Annotated in this window: 24 protein-coding genes; 9 read left to right on the plus strand and 15 right to left on the minus strand. The window is 57.8% G+C overall.

Features of this window, described 5'->3' with window-relative positions; translation table 11 throughout:
* Nucleotides 1-62: 62 nt before the first annotated feature.
* The 4 genes from ACRAWE_RS11665 to ACRAWE_RS11680 all read right to left on the minus strand — a co-directional run bounded on the left by ACRAWE_RS11665 (nucleotide 63) and on the right by ACRAWE_RS11680 (nucleotide 4,228).
* Nucleotides 63-836, minus strand: coding sequence for an ankyrin repeat domain-containing protein (locus ACRAWE_RS11665; RefSeq protein WP_211129958.1), 774 nt, complete (start codon nucleotides 834-836; stop codon nucleotides 63-65).
* Nucleotides 833-2,314, minus strand: coding sequence for a phospholipase (locus ACRAWE_RS11670; RefSeq protein ID WP_211129957.1), 1,482 nt, complete (start codon nucleotides 2,312-2,314; stop codon nucleotides 833-835). Before ACRAWE_RS11670 ends, ACRAWE_RS11665 begins: the two co-directional genes overlap by 4 nt.
* Nucleotides 2,315-2,728: 414 nt before the next feature.
* Nucleotides 2,729-3,241 carry a serine protease inhibitor ecotin gene (eco, locus tag ACRAWE_RS11675; protein WP_004938683.1) on the minus strand — a complete coding sequence of 171 codons (513 nt, stop codon included), beginning with the start codon at nucleotides 3,239-3,241 and terminating at the stop codon, nucleotides 2,729-2,731.
* A 141-nt stretch (nucleotides 3,242-3,382) separates the two neighbouring features.
* The gene (locus ACRAWE_RS11680; protein WP_432525583.1) at nucleotides 3,383-4,228 is read right to left on the minus strand and encodes a 5'-methylthioadenosine/S-adenosylhomocysteine nucleosidase; all 846 of its coding nucleotides are present in this window, start codon (nucleotides 4,226-4,228) and stop codon (nucleotides 3,383-3,385) included.
* A 145-nt stretch (nucleotides 4,229-4,373) separates the two neighbouring features.
* Here ACRAWE_RS11680 and ACRAWE_RS11685 point away from each other — a divergent pair, with 145 nt between their 5' ends.
* The gene (locus ACRAWE_RS11685; protein ID WP_211129956.1) at nucleotides 4,374-5,108 is read left to right on the plus strand and encodes a phosphatase PAP2 family protein; all 735 of its coding nucleotides are present in this window, start codon (nucleotides 4,374-4,376) and stop codon (nucleotides 5,106-5,108) included.
* Between the two features lie 5 nt (nucleotides 5,109-5,113).
* On the plus strand, nucleotides 5,114-5,719 hold the full coding sequence (ybjG, locus tag ACRAWE_RS11690; RefSeq protein WP_197667416.1) for an undecaprenyl-diphosphate phosphatase: 606 nt from the start codon (nucleotides 5,114-5,116) through the stop codon (nucleotides 5,717-5,719).
* Between the two features lie 39 nt (nucleotides 5,720-5,758).
* Here ybjG and ACRAWE_RS11695 read toward each other — a convergent pair whose 3' ends face one another.
* The gene (locus tag ACRAWE_RS11695; protein ID WP_019454595.1) at nucleotides 5,759-6,595 is read right to left on the minus strand and encodes a hypothetical protein; all 837 of its coding nucleotides are present in this window, start codon (nucleotides 6,593-6,595) and stop codon (nucleotides 5,759-5,761) included.
* A 216-nt stretch (nucleotides 6,596-6,811) separates the two neighbouring features.
* On the opposite strand from ACRAWE_RS11695, the gene deoC reads away from it, so the two are divergent.
* The 4 genes from deoC (at nucleotide 6,812) to ACRAWE_RS11715 (ending at nucleotide 12,149) form a co-directional block, all read left to right on the plus strand.
* Nucleotides 6,812-7,492 (plus strand): deoxyribose-phosphate aldolase, encoded by a 681-nt coding sequence (gene deoC / locus ACRAWE_RS11700; protein ID WP_019454596.1) that lies wholly within the window; start codon nucleotides 6,812-6,814, stop codon nucleotides 7,490-7,492.
* 152 nt (nucleotides 7,493-7,644) lie between these two features.
* Complete coding sequence (gene deoR, locus ACRAWE_RS11705; protein WP_019454597.1) at nucleotides 7,645-8,409, plus strand: DNA-binding transcriptional repressor DeoR; 765 nt, start codon at nucleotides 7,645-7,647, stop codon at nucleotides 8,407-8,409.
* 980 nt (nucleotides 8,410-9,389) lie between these two features.
* Nucleotides 9,390-10,688 carry an HAAAP family serine/threonine permease gene (locus tag ACRAWE_RS11710; RefSeq protein WP_004938697.1) on the plus strand — a complete coding sequence of 433 codons (1,299 nt, stop codon included), beginning with the start codon at nucleotides 9,390-9,392 and terminating at the stop codon, nucleotides 10,686-10,688.
* A gap of 93 nt (nucleotides 10,689-10,781) precedes the next feature.
* Entirely contained in the window at nucleotides 10,782-12,149 is a 1,368-nt protein-coding gene (locus ACRAWE_RS11715; RefSeq protein WP_004938700.1) for an L-serine ammonia-lyase, read from the plus strand.
* Between the two features lie 55 nt (nucleotides 12,150-12,204).
* Here ACRAWE_RS11715 and ACRAWE_RS11720 read toward each other — a convergent pair whose 3' ends face one another.
* The 9 genes from ACRAWE_RS11720 to ACRAWE_RS11760 all read right to left on the minus strand — a co-directional run bounded on the left by ACRAWE_RS11720 (nucleotide 12,205) and on the right by ACRAWE_RS11760 (nucleotide 20,583).
* Nucleotides 12,205-12,870 (minus strand): LuxR C-terminal-related transcriptional regulator, encoded by a 666-nt coding sequence (locus ACRAWE_RS11720; protein WP_432525365.1) that lies wholly within the window; start codon nucleotides 12,868-12,870, stop codon nucleotides 12,205-12,207.
* Nucleotides 12,867-14,258: an FKBP-type peptidyl-prolyl cis-trans isomerase N-terminal domain-containing protein gene (locus ACRAWE_RS11725; protein WP_432525367.1), complete on the minus strand. Its 1,392-nt coding sequence runs from the start codon at nucleotides 14,256-14,258 to the stop codon at nucleotides 12,867-12,869. Before ACRAWE_RS11725 ends, ACRAWE_RS11720 begins: the two co-directional genes overlap by 4 nt.
* Nucleotides 14,255-14,677 (minus strand): hypothetical protein, encoded by a 423-nt coding sequence (locus tag ACRAWE_RS11730; protein WP_019454600.1) that lies wholly within the window; start codon nucleotides 14,675-14,677, stop codon nucleotides 14,255-14,257. Before ACRAWE_RS11730 ends, ACRAWE_RS11725 begins: the two co-directional genes overlap by 4 nt.
* Nucleotides 14,678-14,701: 24 nt before the next feature.
* Complete coding sequence (locus ACRAWE_RS11735) at nucleotides 14,702-15,256, minus strand: fimbrial protein (protein ID WP_432525368.1); 555 nt, start codon at nucleotides 15,254-15,256, stop codon at nucleotides 14,702-14,704.
* 50 nt (nucleotides 15,257-15,306) lie between these two features.
* Nucleotides 15,307-15,945, minus strand: a complete 639-nt coding sequence (locus ACRAWE_RS11740) for a fimbrial protein (RefSeq protein ID WP_019454602.1) — start codon at nucleotides 15,943-15,945, stop codon at nucleotides 15,307-15,309.
* Between the two features lie 74 nt (nucleotides 15,946-16,019).
* Entirely contained in the window at nucleotides 16,020-16,784 is a 765-nt protein-coding gene (locus ACRAWE_RS11745) for a fimbria/pilus periplasmic chaperone (RefSeq protein WP_063919096.1), read from the minus strand.
* An 81-nt stretch (nucleotides 16,785-16,865) separates the two neighbouring features.
* Nucleotides 16,866-19,400, minus strand: a complete 2,535-nt coding sequence (locus ACRAWE_RS11750) for an outer membrane usher protein (protein WP_084799120.1) — start codon at nucleotides 19,398-19,400, stop codon at nucleotides 16,866-16,868.
* Between the two features lie 46 nt (nucleotides 19,401-19,446).
* Nucleotides 19,447-19,983, minus strand: a complete 537-nt coding sequence (locus ACRAWE_RS11755; RefSeq protein WP_019454605.1) for a fimbrial protein — start codon at nucleotides 19,981-19,983, stop codon at nucleotides 19,447-19,449.
* A 78-nt stretch (nucleotides 19,984-20,061) separates the two neighbouring features.
* Nucleotides 20,062-20,583, minus strand: a complete 522-nt coding sequence (locus tag ACRAWE_RS11760; protein WP_019454606.1) for a fimbrial protein — start codon at nucleotides 20,581-20,583, stop codon at nucleotides 20,062-20,064.
* A 665-nt stretch (nucleotides 20,584-21,248) separates the two neighbouring features.
* On the opposite strand from ACRAWE_RS11760, the gene ACRAWE_RS11765 reads away from it, so the two are divergent.
* The 3 genes from ACRAWE_RS11765 to ACRAWE_RS11775 all read left to right on the plus strand — a co-directional run bounded on the left by ACRAWE_RS11765 (nucleotide 21,249) and on the right by ACRAWE_RS11775 (nucleotide 23,141).
* A complete protein-coding gene (locus tag ACRAWE_RS11765) occupies nucleotides 21,249-21,578 on the plus strand; it encodes a hypothetical protein (protein ID WP_019454607.1) in 330 nt (109 codons plus the stop codon).
* A 233-nt stretch (nucleotides 21,579-21,811) separates the two neighbouring features.
* Nucleotides 21,812-22,630: a fimbrial protein gene (locus ACRAWE_RS11770; RefSeq protein ID WP_060421857.1), complete on the plus strand. Its 819-nt coding sequence runs from the start codon at nucleotides 21,812-21,814 to the stop codon at nucleotides 22,628-22,630.
* A gap of 19 nt (nucleotides 22,631-22,649) precedes the next feature.
* Nucleotides 22,650-23,141, plus strand: a complete 492-nt coding sequence (locus tag ACRAWE_RS11775) for a fimbrial protein (RefSeq protein ID WP_232094020.1) — start codon at nucleotides 22,650-22,652, stop codon at nucleotides 23,139-23,141.
* A gap of 101 nt (nucleotides 23,142-23,242) precedes the next feature.
* Here the strand turns inward: ACRAWE_RS11775 and ACRAWE_RS11780 are convergent, their stop codons facing one another.
* Nucleotides 23,243-24,448 carry a serine hydrolase gene (locus ACRAWE_RS11780; RefSeq protein WP_074054639.1) on the minus strand — a complete coding sequence of 402 codons (1,206 nt, stop codon included), beginning with the start codon at nucleotides 24,446-24,448 and terminating at the stop codon, nucleotides 23,243-23,245.
* Nucleotides 24,449-24,479 lie beyond the last annotated feature (31 nt).

Consider the following 24,479-nt stretch of genomic DNA (forward strand, 5'->3'; position numbering starts at 1 on the left):
GACCAACTTAGCTTTATTACCGTATCAGTATCCCTCTACACCCTTGGGATACTGAGAACGACTTATTGACTGACAGGAGCAGGCGGCCATTTCCCACCACGCTTAATTAGCTCGTCTTTGATGCGCTCAAGAGACGCTTTCGCCTCGCTGCCGTCCTGACTTCTATTAATCATCCGTTGCAGTTGATTGCCCATCGTCCAACCCGAGTTGCCTCTTATATCGCTATCGGCGCCTTTTTCTAATAGAAGAATGACGTGGTCATAGGAGCGATAATCTAAAGCATCGATGAGTAACGTATCACCCAGTGAATTTCTTATATTTATATCAGCGCCATGCTCCAACATGACCTCTAATGTCTCTGTATTCTTCGCGAGAATACTTTTAAATATAATGGGTTTATTGTTAATTTTATCTTTTGCATTAGGAGATAGCCCTCCATCTAACATAGATTTTATCCAGATTCCCTTATCTGCTTTCATAACATACTCAGCGGGACTGCTTCTCCCTTCCGGCCTTGGCTGCAATGGGTCTGCACCCGCCTTGACCAGATCCGTAATGATCTTGAGTCGCTCTGGCGTGTTCTTGTCAAAGATAGCGTTATTTATCGCCCAGAATAGCAACGTCATCTCCGCCTTGGCAGGCCGGTTTAACGTTTCTTTGCTTACCGTCGGTAAAACCTTATCCAGCTTTTGCCTGTCACCCTCGTAGATGATGTTGGCGATGTCCAGCTGCGTCCCTTCAAAATAATCCTGTGGTTGTAAATCCATACCTTTTTTGCACCCCTGCATGATGAGCGTAGACACTACCATCGTGATAATGAGTATGATTTTTTTCATATTCTTCCCTTGATTGTGGCAATGTCATCGTCTTTTTCATTTTCAATGCATTGTATCGCCTGGTCTATACCGTGCTTGTCCAGCAGTGAGCCTGTTCCACCGGGAAGCGTGTGCTTTATTCCCACAGCGTCAGGTGCCAACATGGACAGCCGTTCTTTCGCCATCACCGCAGGCGGATAAAATTTGAGGTCTTTGGCATCCTCCCACAAATCAACCTCCTGCAGCTTGGTCAACAGCTCCCCTTTTACGCGATACGCCTGAATATTATCGGCGCTGCCTATTATCGAACCGCCGTATTTTTCGACGGTTCCCGCATTCAGGCCTGCTGCATTAAACGTCCAAGCCGGTTTGCCGCTGGCCATGGAAGTCGCGGAAGCCATGCCACCGCCTAATGAATGACCTGCAACGTCAATATTTGATACTTTCGAAATTTTATCGCCAATTATAACGGCTTGTTTGTAGTATTCCGAATTAAACCCCAACCCCTGAGCGCCGTTATTTGACCAGTCACTCAGGTTTTTAATCCCTGACAAATCGCCGTTCAATAACGCTTTCTGGGCAGCCTTGCTTATTCCCTCCGGAAACTCGGGCGCACGCGATCCGCGGAACACTACCGTCGGATTCATCGCTTTACCAAAGACCCTCTCATCTGGCTGATAAACCCGAGCCAGAAAGCCCGGTGTATCCTCATCGTCATAGAGCATATCTTTGCTTAAACCGAGTTTACCCAGCGCCCCATCATTGTTACTGATATCCTTCCAGCCTTCGGGGATATCGATCGTGTCCTTGAGCGGGTTAGTGGTCTTGTAAACATTCTCAGCCAGTTTCGCCTTTTCGACGGCAACGTTGTTCTCCGCCAGGCGCTGTGCCGCCATGCGCGCATCCGGATAAATGCTGCGGTTGCCTCGCCCTATCAGATACTGGCGTTCTTGCCAGCGTTCTGCCTTGGTCATCGGACGGATAGCCTGCACCGTGGCGGCAACGGTTGCCATTGCGGTCGCGATGGCTTGTTGCAGCGGGGGATTACGGGTCGTATTCTGCCTCGCCGGCAGGACCGTCGGTTTTGCCCGGTGGCCATAGCGGCTGACCATTTCTTCATAGCGGGCTATCACGCGCCCGGTAGGATAAAAGGCGGGAAGAGAGCTGCCTGGATAGCGCTGTAATCGGCCTTCCGCATCGACGTAAAAGGCATATTTCGTCGGCGTCCAGGCGCCCATTCCCTCATCAATCGCCAGCAAGCCGCCCCGGTTGATATCATCGAGAACGCTGCGCTTCACCGCCGCATCCTCACGATAACCGGTGACGCCAATACCGGATTGAGTATTGCGGGTAATCGGATACCGGCTGCTTATCGAAATGCCGGCCGCGCCGCCGAACAGATAATGCCGTTCCAGCTCATGCCGCGCTGCTGTCGGGTTGAGTATCCGGCAAAAGCTTTCCGGCGCCGTGTGTTCAGAGGAGAAATGAATCAGTTTCATACGGTGCCTGCCCACTCGCAGGGTTCCGTAGCCGGCACCGGCGCCCCCTCATTGCGCAACTCGGCAGGTGTGCAGTTGTTACAGTGCTCGTCGAGCGTTAGCGAACGATAACGCATTGGATATCCTTATCTTCTGTGTCACTCCTGAATAGGGTATGGGCAAAATTATCACAATTCAGTAAAGATTTCTTTGCTCTATTTCTATACGCACGCATCCTCTCCCATCCGTGCAGCGGCGTGCTTCCAGCGCCCTTGTGAAGAGGTATTCACTTGCGTATTTCGTTGTCAGGTCGCGGCTAAAAGCCACGTCCGAAAGCAATCAGTCGAGTGTCAACGATACGGGAATGATAAGGAGACAGGAAGGAGAAAGGCTCCACCAACCGGGGATGGTTAGCGGAGCGGCGTCAGGCGGCGGTTATTTCTGCTCGGCCTGGCTTACGGTGTCTTCCGCTTTCCAGATGCGGTATTTCACTTCCGCGTCTTTCGGCGCATACACCACGATCGGCAGGCGGCTGTTGTAGCGCTGCATCGCGGCGTCGCCCAGGTTAGCGGCGATGAATTTCTTGGTCTTGGTGTTATCCGGGCAGGCCATCATGGTCGAGGCCGGCTCGGACAGCTTCTCCAGCACCAGGTAGTCGTAGCCCCAGCCAGACAACGTTTTGGTCTCCAGGGTGCCGCCAATCATATGACGGTTGCAGTCCACTTCCAGCGTCTTGCCGATCAGCAGCTCGACCTTATAGTTCTCTTCGTGCTCTTGCTTCGGCAGGTAGATCACCTGGCGGTTCATGCCTTTCTCGGCTTTCGGGTAAGGCGCGACCTTTTCCAGCGGCTGTTTGCTGATATCCGCATCATCGCCAGAGGTAGCCGCCATGGCGCTGGCGGAAACGGCCATCAGCAGGCCGGAAAATACAACGGATGCCTTGTTCATGTTTATCCCTACACTTTTTGTCAAATAATCCGCCTATAAACTAATACACTACCGCCAAGCTCGCCACAGGTTTAATCTTCTTTACAATAGGCGATAAATAGTGACAATCGCCTGGTATCGTCGATTATCTGGAGCAATGGCTCAGTGTGTCTTCAGTTGAGCGATATAGGCCTTCACCACCTGATAGACGTAATCCTGGCACGCCAGCCCGGTTTGCGGATCGTATTTGCCCTGATTGGTGATGTTGTTGGACAACACGCGAATGCCGACGAACGGCACCTTGAACTCGGCGGCTATCTGCGCAGCGGAGGCGGTCTCCATCTCTTCGACCGACGTCCGGTAGCTGTCATGGAAATAGCGAATGCGATCCAGCTCGCTGTTCCACACGTCGGCCGAACCGATCACCCCTTCCACTACTTTGCCCTGTCGGTAATCGCTCTTAACGCTTTGCGCAATCGCCAACAGTTTGGGGTCGGCGGGAAACTGACGCAGGCTGTGCGCCTTTTGGTCCTCACCGGCACTGCCCTCGGAAGCCAACAGATCCATCGGCTGCCACTGCCGCGAGTCGCTGCCTTCCCCCAACGCCTTGACCGGCGTTTTGAACGCCCCAAGATTGACCGAATATTTGCCCAGCACGATGTCATACACCTTAAGGGCCGGATCGTGACCGCCGGCAGTGCCCTGGTTGATGATCGCCACCGGATGGAACTGCGTGGCGGCGATCGCCGTGGCCGCCGCCGCATTGGACATGCCCTTCAGGGTCTCCGACACCACCACCGGGTAGCCGTCTACGGTGCCGTGCCAAAAGCGCCAGCCGCCGATCTGCTCCTCACGCGGGTTCTCCAGCCGCTGGGCGAAACGTTCCGCTTCCACTGGCATTGCGCCCTGCACCACGATCGGCCCGGTGGCCGCAGGTTGGCCAAAGCTCAGCGGAGAAAAGGCCGCACCGGCGGCCGCCAACAGTAAGACACGCGCTTTATTCTTCATCACCACACTCTCATCCCGAAAAAGCAAACGATTACCTTAGCCGAAGGCGGTAGCGTCGGATAGGGTTTTCTTACCGGCGGACTAAGGTTTTCTTAAGACAGAATTATTACAGTGGCGTCATTCAATCCTGTCACCGAGCCTGCGCGTGAATCCAGAATCGTCATTAAATCAATCCTCAACGGCACCGCAAATTAAGACAACCGCCCTTTACTCCCTGCCGACATCCTTTTACCGTTGGCAGGCTTTTGGCCTGCTGCTCAGCGGCCTGGTGTTCCTGTGGCTCTCCCGCAACGAACAGCTGGACTGGGCGATCAGCAACTATTGGTTCGATGCCACCAGCGGGCATTTCCCGTGGCAAAACAATTATTGGCTGGATCTGATCAACCACCGTCTGTTGAAGCAGATTGTGATTGTTGGGGCGGTGCTGACGCTGTTTTGGGGTATCTATCGCCGCAGCGCGCGCCTGATCGTGACCATGCTGCTTATCGGCATCGGTCCTCTGGTGGTGGGTATTCTCAAGGCCACCAGCGCGCACTCCTGCCCGTGGGATCTGATCGAATACGGCGGTAAGGCGATGTCCTTCCCGCTGTTTGGCGCGCAGCCGGCGCTGCCAGGCCCCGGCCGCTGTTTCCCCGGCGGGCACGCCTCGAGCGGTTTCGCGATCATGGCGTTGTTTTTCCTGTTTTATCCGCAACGTCCGCGCCTGGCATGGTGGTGCTGGTGCGGCGGCATTGCGCTCGGCATGTTGATGGGCTTTGGCCAGATCATGCGCGGCGCACATTTTCTTACCCATAACCTGTGGGCAGGTTGGTGGGTTTGGTTAAGCCAGTTGGCTATTTATTGGACGGTTAGCGGCTATTGGCGCCGCAAGACGAGGTAACGGTTATGGAACAGTTGAACCATTTTCTTTTCGCCTGGATCAATGCGACCCCGGCGTCTCCTGAATGGATGATCGATTTCGCCACCTTTTTGGCGCGCGACCTGATCATCATCGTGCCGCTGCTGATCGTCGGCCTGTGGCTGTGGGGGCCGCAAAACCAGCTGGTATCGCAACGCCAGGTGGTGGCGAAAACCACTATCGCGCTGCTGTTCGCCATGCTCGCCGCCGCCACCATCGGTGCGCTGCTGCCGCATGAGCGTCCGTTCGTCGCCGGCGTCGGCTATACCTTCCTGCCGCACGCACCGGACAGCTCGTTCCCGAGCGATCACGGCACCGCCATCTTTACCTTTGCGCTGGCGTTCCTGTTCTGGCACCGCGTCTGGTCCGGCGTGCTGCTGATGATCGTCGCCGCCGGCATCGCCTGGTCGCGCGTTTACCTCGGCGTGCACTGGCCGCTGGATATGGTCGGCGGTTTCCTGCTCGGCATGGTCGGCTGCTTGTTTGCCCAACTGGTGTGGAATCTGTTCGGCGATGTCATCGCCGACAAGCTGTCGCGCCTGTATCGTTTCCTGTTCGCCTTCGCCATTCGCCGCGGCTGGGTAAAAGAGTAATCGCACAACATGACAGGGGTATTACTGCCCCTGTCTCTTTCACACCACGCCGGTGGTCACGCAGAACGCCCGCGTTTTTCCCGCTCCCAGCATCACCCCCGCCTCTCCTTCCGGCGCATTCGGGCGACAGTTCGCCGGCTGGATAAAGGAGAGCAACTGCCGGTTGCCCTGAACGGCGATGCGTCGAAGACCATAGTTGAATTGCCCGGTGGCGAAGCGCGTCACATAGCGCCGGCCTTGCGGCGCCAGCATGAAGAACTCGGCCTGATCCACGTAGCGCGACAGATCGTCGGAGCACAGCAGCTCCCGCCCGAGCGCATCGCCCAACAGAGCCGGCGTCGGCAGATTCTGGCGGAACACCGCATCGGGAATGCAATCGTAATTGAGGCGGCACACATACTGCAGCGGCTGCGGCCGATCGGCCAGGTTGGTGACCTGCATCTCAATGGTGAACTGCGCACTCTGCGCCGCTAAACGCAACGCCGGGCTAATGCGCCAGCATGCGCCCGGCCGCTCCCCCTCGCCGCGCAGCGTCAGCTCGTCGCCCGCCAGCTGCAGCCACACGCGTTGCATCTGGAGCGGCGCACCGTCCTGATGAGGCCAGGCGGGGCAGAACGCGGCGGTATCATCGCGTTTTCTTCCACCGCCCCGCACGCTGCGCCGGCCCGACTTCAGCGAGTAGCCGTCAAACTCGGCGTCCCAGATCGCAAGGCCTTGATAGGGCAAGACCGTCAGCGCGCCACGGCGATTCGCCAATGTCAGCGTCGGCCCACGAGCAGTACAGCGTTGCGCGCTCACCGCGAAGTCCGCATTGCGGAACAGTTCCTGCCGCTGTGTTCCGAAAGCTTCAGGAGCCAGATCGATATTGATCTTCATCTTTTTTCCCTCAACGTTTCGCCCGCTCAGACCGCGAGCACACCTGAAATGTTATTTTAATAACAAATAACCCGCCTTTAAGTTATACGCATAACAGCCTGATAGCGACGATCGGGTCGACATTTTTGAAACATCGCTAGGTTTATCGACATCGGAATGTTATTATTTTCACATGTTTCATCCAGCTTACTGTCTTAACCTCACTAAGGAATCGCGATGACCACCGAAAACATCGATTACGCCAGCTACGTTGACCACACCCTGCTGGCAATGGACGCTACCGAACTGCAGATCGCCAAACTGTGCGAAGAAGCGCAGCAGCACAACTTCTATGCGGTATGCGTCAACTCCGGCTACGTGCCGCTGGCAGCCCAGCTGCTGCAAGAAAGCACCGTAAAAGTCTGCTCGGTGATCGGTTTCCCGCTGGGTGCCGGCCTGACCGTCGCCAAAGCCTTTGAAGCCAAAGCGGCGATCGCCGCCGGCGCACAAGAGATCGACATGGTGATCAACGTCGGCTGGCTGAAGAGCGGCCTGCTGGACGAAGTGAAAGCCGACATCGCCGCCGTGCGCGAGGTTTGCGCGGCGATCCCGTTGAAGGTAATATTGGAGACTTGCCTGCTCAGCGATGCGCAGATCGTCCAGGTTTGTGAAATGTGTCGCGAACTCGATGTGGCCTTCGTTAAAACCTCCACCGGCTTCAGCACCGGCGGCGCTCGGGAAGAGCACGTCAAACTGATGCGCGAGACTGTGGGCAGCGAAATGGGCGTGAAAGCCTCCGGCGCCGTGCGCGATCGCGCTACCGCCGAGAAGATGATCAAAGCCGGCGCCACGCGTATCGGCACCAGCTCCGGCGTCGCCATCGTCTCCGGCGCTCAGGCGGCGGCAGGCAGCTACTGATCGTCGGCGCGCCTTGACGGGCGCAGCCTATACCATTCGATGCGGGACAATACGGGCGGCTGACGCGGCCCGATATTGGCCCGCATTGTTGTGTTCAACGCCGGAAACGGCGGCACGCCTTTTACCTCTACAACCTGTGGGAAGACGGATCTATGGAAACGCGGCGCGAAGAACGTATCAACCGGCTAGTTCAGGCGTTAAAACGCGCTGACAAGATCCACCTGAAAGAAGCCGCCGTGCTGCTGGGGGTCTCGGAGATGACCATTCGCCGCGATCTGAGCGCCGAGCCGGCCGCAGTGGTGCTGCTGGGCGGTTACGTGGTGGCCGATCCGCGCAGCAACGGCGTAACCAACTACTTCGTTTCCGATCAAAAAGCCAAACAGGTGACGGAAAAGCGACGCATCGGCCTGCTGGCGGCGCCGCTGATCAATGAAAACGACACGGTGTTTTTCGACTGCGGCACCACCACCCCGGCGATCATCGACGCCATTGCTGACGAACTGACTTTCACCGCCGTGTGCCATTCGCTGAACACCTTCCTGGCGCTGCAGGACAAACCGAACTGCAAGGTGATCCTGTGCGGCGGCGAGTTCAAACCGAACAACTACATCTTTTCCAGCGTCGGCGGTCGCAACGAGTTCGATCACATCTGCCCGAACATCGCCTTTATCTCCGCCGCTGGCCTCAGCCTGCAGCACGGCGCCACCTGCTTCAACTTCGACGAACTGGAGATGAAACATCGCGCCATGGCGATGGCACAGCAAAAGATCCTGGTGGCGGATCACAGCAAGTTCGGCAAAACCAAACCGGCCTGCATCGGCCCATTGACGCAGTTCGATCGGGTGATCACCGATCGCCAACCGGACGCCGACTTCATGGCGTTCTTCAACGATAACGCCATCGCTGCCCGCTATTAACACGCCTTCAGCGCCGCCAATGCCGGCGGCGCACCGCTGAAACACACCCTTTTCCCCGCCCGAAAATGAACAAATAATGCGCAATCGATTCGCGTTTTTCGCTTATCCGCACGCAACATCAGGTTAATAAAATGCAACAGGTCACCCGAGTGATTATTTTCTGGCAGGCTAAACCCGCCGTCGGCTGGGTGAATTAACGACTATTTATGGCTTTTATATGATAAATAACGCCAAAGGCCGGATTGTTTAATTAAACAGCGGTTTAAGCGATTGCAGCAAATATCGCCAATAGCTGTTAGTTATCTGTTATTTATATGATGAATGGTTACGCATTTTTATCCGCTAACCACGTAAGTAATTTCCCTTCGTTATTAGCGGTGATTTTTAAATAAAAACATTTAAAAACAAAAATATAGACAATATTTTACTTAAAAACACAATGTGATCTGCGTCACTAAAACTGCTTAATCCGGGTTTTTCGCTAGATCCAAAACCACGCATAAAATATATTGCTCGGCTTGCTGCTGAGCACAGCGCTTTATACGGCCAATTATTGTACAAACCGCATAATCGCAGAAATTTTTATGAGAGCGTTCTCAGCACAAAATCTTACACAAATGTGCAACAAATGCGCGAAAAATCGATTAAAAAGCGGATAACTGCACATATTGCGCATTTGAGAGCAGGATCACGGTTGTTTCTACTGTAAATCGTTATCTTGCCGCCAACAAAAATCGACAGGCAAAGACCTGTCGGCAGCGGTAACGACTTTTATCACCCCGTGACGGTGAAAAGTCTTTAGTGAATTACCCGGCGCGGTGCCTTGGTAATGAACACAATAAACAACCAGGGGGACGCCAAAACATCCCCGCAAGCAACACCTGATTCTTACCGCAAGCGTTGCCTGAATAGGACGTTTGACGGTTTAACCTTAAGTTTTGCCTTTTAATTTTAAATTCGTGTTCACTTCGGAGATATTTATGGACACTACACAGACCGGCACAATTGCCTCTGCGGCCTCGGGCTCCAGCAGTACCTGGCGTAAAACGGATACCATGTGGATGTTGGGCCTGTACGGCACCGCCATCGGCGCAGGCGTTCTGTTCTTGCCAATCAACGCCGGCATCGGCGGTTTGATTCCTCTTATCATCATGGCCATCATCGCTTTCCCGATGACTTTCTTTGCCCACCGCGGCCTGTGCCGTTTCGTGCTGTCCGGCAAAAATCCTGGTGAAGACATCACCGCCGTGGTGGAAGAGCACTTCGGCATCACCGCCGGTAAACTGATTACCCTGCTGTACTTCTTCGCCATCTACCCTATTCTGCTGGTTTACAGCGTGGCGATCACCAACACCGTCGACAGCTTCATCACCCACCAGTTGGGCATGACCTCGCCGCCGCGCGCCATCCTGTCGCTGATTCTGATCGTCGGCCTGATGACCATCGTGCGCTTCGGCGAGCAAGCCATCGTGAAAACCATGAGCATCCTGGTCTTCCCGTTTGTCGCGGTGCTGATGCTGCTGGCCGTCTATCTTATCCCTAACTGGACCGGCGCCATCTTCGAAAACGTGTCGCTGTCCGGCAGCGGTACCGGCATGGGTCACGGCCTGATCATGACCCTGTGGCTGGCGATCCCGGTAATGGTGTTCTCCTTCAACCACTCGCCGATCATCTCCGCCTTCGCCGTCGCCAAACGCGAAGAGTACGGCGCAGACGCCGAGAAGAAATGCTCACGCATTCTGGCTTACGCGCACATCATGATGGTGCTGACCGTGATGTTCTTCGTGTTCAGCTGCGTGCTGAGCCTGACGCCGGAAAACCTGGCGGAAGCCAAGGCGCAGAACATCTCGATTCTGTCTTACCTGGCTAACCACTTTAACAACCCGATGATCGAGTACATCGCGCCGGTTATCGCCTTCGTCGCCATCACCAAATCGTTCCTGGGCCACTACCTGGGCGCCCGTGAAGGCTTCAACGGCCTGGTCGCCAAATCGATGAAGAGCCGCGGCAAAACTGTCAGCACCGCCAAGCTGAACCGCATGACCGCCATCTTCATGCTGGTGACCACCTGGATCGTCGCTACTCTGAACCCAAGCATCCTGGGCATGATCGAAACCCTGGGCGGCCCAATCATCGCCATGCTGCTGTTCCTGATGCCGATGTACGCCATCCGTAAAGTGCCTGCCATGCGCAAGTACAGCGGCCACATCAGCAACGTATTCGTGGTTGTGATGGGTCTGATCGCCATCTCTGCAATCGTGTTCAGCCTGCTCGGCTAATCACGTCCGGCCGGCGCCGCTGCGCGCCGGCCCTCCCGCACTGCCCCCATTTCCCGTATTAACCGCCTGAAACCTGAAGAAGGAGGCGAGACCATGGTCAGCGTTTTCGATATTTTCAAAATTGGCATCGGCCCATCCAGCTCCCACACCGTCGGCCCGATGAAGGCCGGCAAACAGTTCGTCGACGATCTGATCGCCCACCAACAGCTGCAGGACACCACCCGCGTGGTGGTCGACGTGTACGGTTCGCTGTCGTTGACCGGCAAAGGTCACCACACCGACATCGCCATCATTATGGGCCTGGCCGGCAACCTGCCGCACGATGTGGACATCGACAGCATTCCGGGCTTTATCCGCGACGTCGAACAGCGCGGCCGCCTGCCGTTGGCCAACGGCCACCACGAGGTGGATTTCCCGCTGCACGGCGGCATGAACTTCCACAGCGACAATCTGCCGCTGCATGAAAACGGCATGCGCATCCGTGCCTTTGCCGGTGAACGCCTGCTGCACAGCAAAACCTATTACTCGATCGGCGGCGGTTTCATCGTCGACGAAGAACACTTTGGCCAGTCTGCCGAAGGTGCAACGCCGGTGCCCTACCCGTTCAAATCGGCACACGATCTGCAGCAACATTGTAAAGAGACCGGGCTGTCGTTGTCCGGCCTGGTGATGCAGAACGAGCTGGCGCTGCGCAGCAAGGCGGATATCGACGCGCACTTCGCCGACGTCTGGCAGGTGATGAGCGCCGGTATCGAGCGCGGCATCAATACCGAAGGTCTGCTGCCCGGCCCGATGAAAGTGCCGCGCCGCGCCGCCGCGCTGCGCCGCATTCTGGTGACCGGAGACAAGAACAATATCGACCCGATGAACGTGGTCGATTGGATCAACATGTTCGCGTTGGCGGTCAACGAAGAGAACGCCGCCGGCGGCCGCGTGGTCACCGCCCCGACCAACGGCGCGTGTGGCATCATCCCTGCGGTGCTGGCCTACTACGACAAGTTCATCCGCCCGGTGAACGCCAACTCCTACACCCGCTACTTCCTGGCGTCCGGCGTGATTGGCGCATTGTACAAAATGAACGCCTCGATCTCCGGCGCCGAAGTGGGCTGTCAGGGGGAAGTCGGCGTGGCCTGTTCGATGGCGGCGGCGGGATTGACCGAGCTGCTGGGCGGCAGCCCGGCGCAGGTATGCATCGCGGCGGAGATCGCCATGGAACACCATTTGGGGCTGACCTGCGATCCGCTCGCCGGCCAGGTTCAGGTGCCATGCATTGAACGCAACGCCATTTCCGCCGTCAAGGCGGTCAACGCCGCGCGCATGGCGATGCGCCGCACCAGCGAGCCTCGGGTTTGCCTGGATAAGGTGATCGAAACCATGTACGAGACCGGTAAAGACATGAACGCCAAATACCGTGAAACGTCACAGGGCGGTCTGGCGATCAAGGTCGTGGCCTGCAACTGATCGCGACAGCGAGGCTCTTAACAGCGCCGGCCGGCCCGATTTGGCCGGCGCCGTCTCAATGCCGCCCCTTCCCTGCCGCAACGCCCGGCGCTGTGCCGGCTCGAGCCCCCACGGCGCCAGGGCGCGCGCTGTGCCGCAGCCAACCGTAAAGCTCGGCATTACGCCGGAACCCCATCTTGCGCATCACGCTCATCTTGTGGTTGCTGACGGTTTTCACGCTGATGTCCAGCAGCCGTGCGATTTGCGTTACCCCCATTTCCCGCGTCATACAGCGCATGATCTCCTGTTCGCGCAGCGTCAGGTCCCGGTGTTGGCATACGCAGTTCGCGCCACAGCTCAGCCTGCTCGGCCATTTGCGGTGCCGCTCCAGTTCGGCGCTCACCTGATACAGCGCCGATACCAGCGGCATATCGTGGTAGATGATACCGGCCTCCAGCGCGCATCGGTTGCCGACGGTGCGTTTATGCCGTCCTTCCGGCGTTCGCAACGAGAAATACAGCGTTTTTCGCCCCGCAGGCTGCGCCTCCGAGAAGTGACAAAAACAGCTTTGCACGCCGGGAGGAAAATAGCAGAACACCAGATCGGCTTCGTGAACCTGCTGCGCATCCAATAACAGCATGCGCTTGCCGTAAGTGCTGAAATGCAGCGCCAGCGCCTCTTGCCAACCGGCGCTGAAGTAACGATTCTCATCAAATAGCGCGATTTTTATCATCGTGTTCATCCCTGCCCTCCCGCCGTTCCGGCTCCCCGTTTAACCGCCTGGACGCCCTTTGCCGGCGCCTGACTGTTGTCGATACGCAATTCATAAACCATGGTGGCGTTGGGGGGCACTTTCGGCGGATAGCCGGTTTCGCCGTAGGCCAGCGCGGGCGGCACGACCATCGTCAGCGATCCGTGGTTGTGCAGATGACTTATCGCCTCCCGGAACAGCGGCGGATACTCGGAAAGCGGTTGCGACAGCACCTTGCCGCTCAGTTCCATATCCTGGATCACCGTACCGTCGGTCAACGTCTCTTTCACGACCACATCGACCACCGCCGTTGGCGCCAGCGCGCCCTCCCCGGCGTAATCCACCCGATACCAGAAGCCCATCGCCGATGGCTTTACGCCCTTTTGTTGACGGAACTGCGCCAGATAATCTTCATCACGCCGCTGCTGCTCGTTAACGCGTTTCTCGCGCGCGGCCACCGCGGCGGCGTCCGCCTGCGCCGTCAACGCAGTCAGTTCATTCGGCGGCAGCTGTAAACGCCCCGACACGCTATCGATGACGCCCGCCAACAGGCTGTCGCGATCCACCGGTACGCCCCAACCTTGGCGCTCCGTCATTACCCCCTGAATGTCCCGCCCCAGCGCACTGCCCGCCGCATAGGACAAGCGCTTCCTTTCATCCTTCAACTGCTCCGGCGTTATCTCCCATTGCAGCCGCTTACGCAGCGCCAACAGCGCTTCGCGCGTCTGCTGGGTCACCTTCTGCTCTCCGGCCCGCTTCTGCTCACTCGCTTCCAACGCGGCGCGCAAAGCGTGCAGCTCCTCCTGGTGCTCGCGTTGGCGTTGTGCAAGCGTCTGTGCCGATGCCTGTGCCGCAGACTCCAGCTCGGCAGCGCGCCGTTCGGCCTGCGCCGCCGCCGCTTGGGTTTGGGCGGTTTCCTGCGTCGCCTGACGCAGCAGCGCTTCGGCGCGCTGCGCATCGGGTGAGCCGCGCCAGGCGGCGCCCAACCCGGCGATCCACTGCCGAAGCAATGACGTGTCGGGCAGCGTCGCGGTGGATGGCGTCGCTTGCCTCTCCCGCAGCGCAGCGAGTTCCTGACGCAGCATCGTCAGTTCCATTCGCTGGCGCGCCAGCTGTTGATCACGCGCCAATGATTCCTGGCTCAGCGTAAAAGCTTTAGCCGGTGAGGCTGGCTTATTGTTGTCCGACGGGCGCTTCGCGGGTTCACGCTTTTTTTGCCCCGATTCGCGTTCGGCCGGCGCCGCTTTTTCTTCGCTCGCCGGTTCGGTGTTCTGCCGTTGATACTGCTCGGCAAACTGCAGCAGCGCCGGCACGCCGTCGTCCGCCTGCGCGACGCCGATGAATAGCAAAACGGCGCAGCCCAGCAGACGCAGCCTCATTTAACCTGCTCCCCGCGATCCGCCAAGCCACTCAACACCGCCTGATTCACCCCGGCGCACAGATAGCTGACCTTGTAGCGATACAGCGCATCCACCGTCTCCTGCGTGTCGCCGTTTACCCGGGCGCGCAGGCTGGCGTACTGCGAAGCGCCGCTCATCAGGCTGTCGAAGGCCTGCTTATAGCGCTGATACTGTTTCTCGTCGATCGCGCGCAATGCGCCCAGTTGCTGCTGGCACTGCTGCAGCTGCTCGGCCTCACGCTGCTTGCGCAAAGCCTCTTCCGACGGCGCTTGCACAGTCTGATTTTTGGCGTTCACGGCGGGCTTGCCCGACTTTTGGCTTTGACAGGCGGCGGCGCTCAGCGCCAACAGGCACAGCAAACCCAGGCGCAGGGCGCGATTGAGGGGCTTTATCATCATTGCGTTTTTTGTCCTTGTAGACGCTTATTCGTATTCCAACGTAAAAGTGGCCACCGCGCTGAAGGTGCCGCGGCCGATGGACTTCGTTTGGATGGCTTCCGGCTCCCCCTGCACATAGGCCTGCAGCGTAAGCGTGGTGTTGCCGGCATTCAGGCGGAATTTATCGCTGGCGCGATTGAGCGGCAGCGCCTTGCCGCTGCTGTCCTCCAGCCCGATGCCGATCCCCGAGGCCAGGCTGCCGGCATCCAGCGCCAACAGGCCTGGCAGCTTGATGTTCTCGGTGCCGGTAAACGTGATGGCTACCGTATTGCCCAGGCTGAGATCGCACTCGGTCAGGTGCAACGCGAAGGTTTGGCTATGGGTGCGGGTGTTCAGATACAGGTATTTGTCGACGATGGTGCCGAAATCCAGTTGGATATCCTCATCTCCCGGCTGAATGACGCACGGCTCAGCCACCAGCGTACCGTGAAAGCGCATGTTTTCCGCCGCGGCCGCCGGCTGAGCCATCATGCTGGCCGCCATGACCATGCCGGCCCCCAACAGCGCGCTCCGGCGCCGGTTCGTCTCTGTCGCGCGCATAACTCCACTCCCTTTGGTTATGCTTGCGCCGGTCCGGCGCAAGCGGCGTATTAATCGTAATAAAGGCGGAAATCGATCGCCGCGCGGTAGGCGCCGGCGCTCAGCGTCGCCGGGGTGCGTACCGGCGTCACCGTATACGTCAGGGTGTTCTGCCCCGGCGTCAGCAATACCGGTTTGTTACGTGCACCAAGGCGCACCGGCAGGCCGCTGGCATCCGCCAGCTGCAACCCCAACCCGGTGACGCCGGCAACCCTGATCAACCCCGGCGCGTCGTCATCCGTCGGTGCGGCAAACGCCACGGATACCGCAGGCTGGCTGCCGCTCCAGGCCAACACCCCGGTCCAGGCGTCACGGCTGCTCGCCGGCGCGCGCAGACAGTCTTTCAGCGTCAACTCGAACGCCACCGGCGTGCCGCGATCGCCCGGGCGCTGGAAGTGCGCCGTTCCCGTCTCCCCCAGCCACACTTCCTGACGAGCGGTGGTCATTTCCAGACTGCAGGCGCTTTCCGTCAAGGCGCCGTAAACGTGGAGCGTGCCGTTCGCGCCCTCCACGTCCCAGTTGTCCACCGCGCGGGCCGGCGGCATCAGCATCAGCATCGTGCCCGCCGTCAGCGGTACCATCAGCGCGGCCAACACCGTCAGGCCGATAGTGCGTCGCTGATGACGTTCATAGGCCTTTCCCAACAGCATGGGGATCTTTCGTTGCATGATTCGTTCACTCCGCTGTGTTCATGACTCGGTCTTCCCTGCTTGCGCGCGGCTCGTCATTTGGCGACCGGCACGACCTGGCAGGCACTGCCGGCGCAGCGGAAGTTCAACTGCGGCCGCCCGCCGTAATCGTTGATGTACGCCAGCGACGGACCGTTGCCGAGGCTCGCGGCAGGCACGTTCAGCGGGGCGCTGGCCTTCGGCGCCACCATCAACGGTTCAAAGCCGGCCGCCCCTTTGCCGCCCTTGCCGGCGCTCGCCTCAACGATCGTCACGTAATAAGGGGTCGGGTTATTCACCACATACTTGTCACCCTGCCGGGTCAGCGTCAGCTGCTCCTGCCACGGCGCCGCATTCTTCTTCGGGGCGAGCGCCGCCGGGCGATAAAACATTTTGATGCGGGTCTGCAACGCTATCTGCAGCGTGTTCGGCTTATTGCTGCGCGGCGGGATTTCCCGCAGGTTGAAGTAATACAGCGTCTCCCGGTCCTGCGGCAGCTGACGCGCCGCCGGCAACGATTGGATCTTCACCTGGCTCGGTTTGCCCGGCTCTACCCGTTGCACCGGAGGCAGCACGGTGAAGGGGCTTTGGATCTTGTTGCCGCGATCGTCTTCGATCCATCCCTGCGCCAAATACGGCAACTGTTTGTTCTGGTTACTGATGTTGAGACTGACCGTTTTCAGGTCGCCGTCGAAAATCACACGCGTGCGATCCAGCGCAATAGCCGCCTGAGCGGGCAGGCTGACCACGCCGGCCATCAACGCGGCGGCGAGCGGGCCCACAAGGAAAACGGTTTTTCTGGTCATAGTCAGATTCATCATGTCTTCACGGTTCCAGTCGGCCGGCGGCGGACAAGCCCGCCCCGGCGGTTTAGCGGCGGAGCGCACTCCGCCGGGTGTATGTCAGTTGGCGTCAGCCGCCGGCTTGTTGCCGGCGAGAGGACGGCAAGGCAGCAGCAACGTGTTCATCAGCATTTCGGCCGGCAGCGGCGCCGGCAGCTGGATTTCACACTGCGCCGCGCCGTTCCAGTGCACACTCATGCGCTCGCCGGGGTTGAGGCCGGACAGGTAAACGCTGCCGCCGTCATTGATGATGCCGGTCTCCTGTTTGCGGGCATTCAGCACCGTGGCGCCGAACGGCGGTTCGCTGCCATCCGCCAGTTTGACGATCGCCATCGCCTTCTCGCCGGCAATTACCTCGAACTTGCGGTAGCCGATGGCCCCCTCGGTCAACGTGGCCTGCACCACGGAGCGCGTCGCCTCGACGTTGTCGCTCAGGCTGTTGAGATCGATGCTGGCCTTGTTGCGGTAGTAGCTGTTTACATCCGCCACCACCGCCTTGCCGTAACGGTTGGTCAGCACCGTACTGCCGTAGCCGCGCACCGGTACGCCGGCGACGCCTTCGGTATCGAGCAGCAGGCGCGTGCCGCCCGGCGTATTGACGCGGTGCAGCACCGCCCCTTCCGCCGCCATCGTCAGGCCGCCCTGCGCGCCGATGCCGACGGCGCTGTAGCGACCGGCCTGATAGCTGGCGTTGGCGTTGATCTGCGCCATGTCACCCTGATGGCTGTAATAACCGCTGGCCGTCGCCCCGCTGCGTGCGGCGCCCGCGCTGATCTGATAGTTGTTGTGTTCATCGACCCGGTTGTAGTAACCGACCCGGTGGGCGTTCTCTTCGCGATCGAGCGTCATGTTGTAACTGAGCGTGCCCGCGCTGCCCCAGGGCAGCGACAGCGACAGATACATCCCGTCGTCGTTGCGCTCGTTGTAGCGATTGCGATAGGCCGACAGCGACACGCTGACGTTCTTGAAATCGCCGATGTCGAAGTAGCGCGATACCATCAGGTTGTAACGATCGTTCGGCGCCCGATCCCAGTAGGTTTGGTGGCTGTAGTTGAGATAGGTACTGAGCCCCAGCTCGCGGAACTGCTTGTTGAAGGTGATGGTGTACATCTCCTTGCTCTTGCCGCTGCGGCCGCCCTCGTAACGCGCATCCAGGTAGTCTCCCATGCTCATGAAGTCTTCCTGGGAGAAGCGGTAACCGGCGAAGGTGACCTGGCTGTCGTATTCATCGAAGTTCTTCGAATAGCTCAGCCGGTACGAACCGCCGGTCAACGTGCCATCCTGCGGCAAACGCGCACGCGACTGCGTGGCGTCGAACGACAGCGCCCCCAGCGCCATCAGATCGCGCCCAATCCCCAGCGACAGTGCGTTGTAATCGCCGCCGGCGATGCCCCCGCCGTACAGCGACCAGCCGTTGCTGATCCCCCAGGAGAACTCGCCGGTGCCGAACATCGGCCCGCGCAGATGGTGGCCCCACTCCGAGGGCTTGCCCGTCGCCAGCTTGTAGCGCACCGTACCCGGCCGCGTCAGATAAGGGATGTTGGCGGTGTTCATCTTGAACTCCTGCACGCTGCCGTCTTGCTCTTCGACGCGCACGTCCAGCTCGCCGGAAACCGCATCGTTGATGTCCTGAATGCGGAACGGCCCCGCCGCCACCTGCGTTTCATACAGCACGCGCCCCTGCTGGCTGACCACTACCTTGGCGTTGGTCTTCGCCACGCCCGTCACTTCCGGCGCATAGCCGCGCAGGTTGGGCGGCAACATGCTGTCGTCGGATCGCAGACTGACACCGGTAAAGCGCAAGCTGTCGAAAATGTCGGAGTTCAGGTAATCCTCACCCATCGTCAACCGCGAACGCAGCGCCGGGATCGCCCGGTAGGCGTAATAGCGGCTCCAGTCGAACTGTTTGTCGGTCGGCTCAGATGAGCCGGTCTGATGGTTAAGGTTGGCCTGCCAGTCGGCGCGCAGACGCCAGGCGCCCAGGTTGGCGCCGCCGGTGCCGTTGCCGCTCAGGCTGTAACTGCTGCCGCCTTTCTGATGTTTTTGCGTTTGGGCGTTGACGTTATAGTCAAACAGCAGCCCGGGAATACCGTCATCCCAACGCGAAGGCGGATCCCAGTTTTCCGAGCTGTACTCCAGATAGGCCTGAGGAATATTGAGATACAGCGAGGAGCTGGCAAGATCGCCGCGCGCCTCCATGCCAGACAAGCTGGAGGCATCGAGACAGCGGCCGCCGTGCGTCCAGTTCAGCGAGCCCAGCAGCTTTTCTTTCAGCCCCAGTTGGTTGACCAGCTCAGGCGAAAGACAGGCTTCGCTGCCTTTAGGATCGTTCTCGGGCGCCATAAACGTCACCGGCTGTTCCGCCAGATCGTTCTTATTGACGTGCACCACCATGGTATAAACGCCCGGCATGATGTAGCCGCTGCGCGTGAATTGGCTCAGATCGATATTTTTACGATCGTTGATGTCCAATACGTCGGTATTGAATTGAATAACGTCGGCGGCATAAACCAACGCGATGGGATTTCCCAGAGAAAGGGCAACGCAAAGCCCCAAGGCCTGAAGACGAAATAACTTCCCTGCCGGTGAAAGCATAATAAAGTCCTTTCAATAACGAATTAACCGTCAGTACGAGAAAAAATCAAAAATAATCCAGCTTAAAACGCACTGTGGAAAAATACGCTCCCACCTTCAACGGCTGGTGATTCGGCATCAAGGTCATGGAATAATTCAGCACTCGGTTTCCCGGTATTACTCCCTCCATCGGCAAAGGTTTCCCTGGAATAACCACCGTGCCGCTGCTGTCTTTTATCTTTAATGCGATGCCGCGCGCATCGCCCTGTACGCCAAACAGAGCGCCTTCCGCATAACCATCAAACGTGACCTGAAAGAATTTCCAATCAGGCTTGTTTTCCGGCCGTTCCAAAATGCAATTGACCAATTCGATACTGAAAGGTTTGGTCATCCCCTGGCCGTCACGAATGATCTGCCCGAGAGGAATAGTGTCCATATCGATCGTCTGATCGCGGCTGCCGGCGGCAATGGCGCAGGCGGTGTCGATAATGGCGCCGTGCATGTTGACTTTGCCCCACCCCTGCGCGGCGGAAGTTGCATAGCCGGGCGCAAACGCCAACGACGCCAAAAGAACGGCACCCGCTCGATTCCTTGGTAAAAACATCGCGACATTCCTTTGACAGGGAGATTCACCAGGCATGCGGCGCACCCCATGCCTGGTTGATTAAGCCTTCAGACTCACTTACTGATAAGCCAGGGTGAAATCGGCTACGGCAGTGAAGTCGCCCGGAACGATGGCGGCGGAAGCGCCTTCGCCCTGCAGGTAGGCAGCGAAATGCAGGGTGTTGTTGCCGGTGTTCAGGGTTTGCGCGGTCGTTGCCTCACCCAGTTTGATCGGCTGACCACCGTAAGTGATAGCGACGCCGGCGCCGCTGGCGGTGCCCGCGATACCCAGCAGATCCTTGTCGGTAGACGACGCTACGCCGCTGAAGGTGGTTTTAACGGTTTTCAGCGTGGTGATGTCGCACTGCTCCAGTTTGATTTCAAACGGACGCGGGTTGGATTTGCCGCCGTTTTTCAACGCCACGTTGGAAACCTGGCCCAGATCTACGGTCTGATCGATCGACTCAGGCGCAATAGAGCATGGCGCATCAATAATAGAGCCCGTGAAGGTGACCTTACCGTGTCCCTGATCGGCTGCCTGTGCAAAAGAACTTGCGCCAAATGCAATCACTGCAGCCATCATGATTTTGTTAAGTTTCATAGAACCTATATTCCTTATAAGAAAAAATGCATATTCCAATCAAGAAAAAGAGCAACAGGAAACCCGCTCGCGCTTATATGTGCGCAGCCCTGATTCTTTAGCATCTTGCTGGTTGGTTAACTGCCAAAACCCAAGGAAACCGACAATAAACTCGTCGATAACGGCAAGTTCGCAGCAGCCCACTCATTAATGAGATCGCCATTCAAAAATAAACGAAATCACAACAAGCCGAGGCCAATACTTTCTAATCCGCCCTTCTTGTTCGGCGATGAATATTCTGGCAAATGCCTCTCAGCAAAAAAAGGCTTTTTTTGATCAAGGCGAACATTCGCAATTTATTTCCTAATTGAAGTTAATTTACTGTTATTTTTAGGCTCATAGATCGTAAAAGATACTTTTATAGAGCAATATCCTGTTTTTCTCTGATTCCCAAGTAATCAGATCGCAAAGTGGCGCTTTGTGAATATAATAAACCAAAATTTTAGGTTTCAGCGTGACGCCACCCCTGCCTAGGCATAGGTAAAAACGGGGCGGGCAACGCCTTTTTTTTCAATCCTGATAAATAGATAGGAATTTTCTTTGTTCGCGTTTTACCTCGTTGTTGGTAGGCAGCGAAAGTTTGTTTTTTCTTAGGAATACGGCAATCGGAATACAGAGGAAGTGCTATGGAAGCGTTATCTCCGAAACAAAAGGAAATACGGCAATTGCAGCATGATCTGCTGCAAACATTATTCGCACAGTCACCCCGCAAGTGCCCCGTCGCCGGGCTGCCGCCACAGCAGCAATGGCTGTCGACGCGGCAACTGGCCAATGCCGTCAACGTCGGTGTTTACCGGGCTCGGCGGCTGCTGCTGGATCTTGTCGCCCGGCAAAAAGTGATTGTGACGGACGGTTCCATCAACAACTCATTGAGGTGGTATCCCACCGCATTGTTGAGCGGGGATAACGACGACAGATCCAACAGAGATACACCCCATTCTTCTTTAACGGAATAAATATGGCGTAGCCGGCCTGATTGGCAATATTTCATTGCGGAGTAACGCCGCACACTATTTATATATATTGGGATATTATCGTGATAAAAACAGCCCTGCTATTTTTACGCTGCTGCCTGGCATTATCTTTCTTCCTGCTGCTTGGCAATGCCAACGCATTTACCTGCCGCACGTCCGATGGCGGACTGATTCCACCCGGGGGCTCGACCACGCCGGTTGACGTCCGGGTACGCATCGGGCCACAGCTTTCTTATGGCAAAAACGAAATCGTCAACGTCAGCCAGGTCACCTGTAAAAACGACGTCGCGAGCTGGTATGACTATCTCAAAACCGACAGTCCGGCGCTGTCGATGAACAGTGCGATTTTTGGCACCATCGGCAGCGGTACCACCATCAACGGCAGCGATTACAACTCTCCGGTGCCATCAGGTATCAGCGTACTCAGCCTTACCGGGTTACAGACCCAGTCGGTCGCCATCCGGGTCTATATCGTGTTGAACCGTTTCCCAACGCCGGACATCAAGGTGAACAAGGGCGACGTCATCGGCCAAATCAACTTTATTCAGACCAACGATCAGCCGGGTTGCCCGCAGTGCGGCGTTTATCGCTGGCGCCTGATCGCCGACAACGACGCCTACTTCGTCACCACCAGTTGCACCATCAACAACGGCCAGCAAATTAATGTCGACTTTGGTCAGATCCGCCAGGACTTTCTGACTCAAAGCGCCAGCGACGCCCAGATAAAACAGGACAAAGCGCTCAGCTACCAATGCGACGATCAGAGCGCGACGCAGGATATTCTGATCCGCATGGTCAGCGACGCCAGCGGTTTCTCCAGCGATTTTATCAAGACCAGCAACCCCAACGTCGGCGTGGCCATGGTGTACAACGGCGCGGTGGTAAAGCCCAATAATGCCTTCAGAACGCGTATCGTCAACGGTCTGGGCAACGATACCGTGACCTTTGTGCCGGTGAAGAACAATGTTCCTTACACCAGCATCGCCACCGGCCCGCTGTCGGGTTCGGCCACGCTGATTTTCAGCGCACCTTGAGACGGGAGCCAGGATGAACATGACGAGGAAAAAGAGCTGCGCTCTGCTGTGGGCGCTAAGCCTGATGAGCGCCGCCGCTCAGGCCGCCGACCAAGGTACCAAGGTCAACATCACCGCCACCGTGGTGGCGCCCCCGCCTTGCGTGATCAACGACGGTCGCACCATCGATATCGACTTCGGCAAGGTCGGCATCAAGCGCATCGACGGCACTCGCTATATGCAACGCATCGATTACAGCATCAAATGCGAGTTTCTGGATAACAGCCGCCAGCTGAAAATGAAGATCATGGGCAGCGCGGCGGCCTTCGATGGCAGCGTGTTAACCAGCAGCGTTAATGGCTTGGGCATCAAGCTGTTGGCCAACGGCAAGGCCTTCGCCATCAATACACCGCTGAACATCGATTACGCCAATCCACCGACGCTTGATGCGGTGCCGGTAAAAAACAGCGCCGTCTCCCTGGCAGAAGGTGATTTCACCAGCGGCGCCACCATGCTGGTGGACTACTTTTAAACACCCGCATCTCAGCAACTCGCGAAAAAAAAGCCGCAACGTCTCCGTTGCGGCTTGGTCAAGGATCGTGCGCCTGAGGCGCGCTCCTCACATCAGGGTATTTAGCCGAAGATCCCGCCGAACCACTGGCTCAGCTTCATCATCACCATATCCCAGATGCGGCTGAAGAAGTTGCCCTCTTTCACCTCTTGCATCACCACCAGCGGGTGCTGCTCGATGGTTTTTCCGTCCAGTTGGAAGTCGATGGTGCCGACCACCTGATTTTTCGCCAGCGGCGCTTCCAGCGTCGGTTGGGTCAGTTTGTAGCTGGCCTTCAGGTTTTTCATCTGTCCTTTCGGAATGGTGACCGAGGCGTCTTTCGCCACGCCGAGCGGCACTTCGCTGACGTCGCCGAACCATACCTTCTGGGTAACGAACGGTTTATCGGCCTTGATCGGCGTTGCGGTTTCATAGAAGCGGAAGCCCCAGGTCAGCAGCTTTTCGCTTTCGCTGAAGCGCACGCGATCGCTCGGCGCGCCCAGCACGACCGAGATCAGGCGCATCGGGCCGTCGGTGGCCGACGCCACCAGGTTGTGACCGGCGCCGCTGGTGTAACCGGTCTTGATACCGTCGACGTTCAGGTTGCTGCTCCACAGCAGACGGTTGCGGTTAATCTGGCGGATCTTGTTAAAGGTGAACTCTTTCTCTTTATGCAGCGCGTATTCGTCCGGCACGTCGCGGATCAGCGCCTGGCTCAGCAGCGCCATGTCGCGCGCGGTGCTGTACTGCCCTTCCGCATCCAGGCCATGCACCGTCAGGAAGTGGGTATTCTGCAGGCCCAGAGACTTGGCGTAGTTGTTCATCAGGCCGACGAACGAATCCTGGCTGCCCGCCACGTAGTCCGCCAGCGCGATGCTGGCGTCGTTGCCCGACTGAATCACGATGCCCTTATTCAGCTCCAGCACCGGCACCTGATCGCCCGGCTTGATGAACATCAGCGAAGAACCGCGCAGCGCCGGGTTACCGGGCGCCCAGGCGTCTTTGCCGACGGTGACCATGTCTTCCGGCTTGATCTTGCCGGCCTTGATCGCCTGCCCGATCACGTAGCTGGACATGATCTTGGTCAGGCTGGCGGGATCGAGGCGGGTGTCGGAGTTACCTTCGGTCAGCACCTTGCCACTGTTGTAATCCATCAGAATGAAGGCCTTGGCGTCTACCTGCGGCGGCGCCGGCGGCTCGGCCGCGTGCACGGCCGGTGCGGCCAGCAACAGGATGCCTACGCTGAAGGTCAGTTTTTTCAGGGAAGTGGATAAGTTTTTTTTCATCATGACGTCGCCAGAGTGTCCATTCAAACCATTG

Origin of the sequence: Serratia sp. BFP-2025 (assembly GCF_050880365.1) — a bacterium.
GTDB classification, from domain to species: domain Bacteria; phylum Pseudomonadota; class Gammaproteobacteria; order Enterobacterales; family Enterobacteriaceae; genus Serratia; species Serratia surfactantfaciens.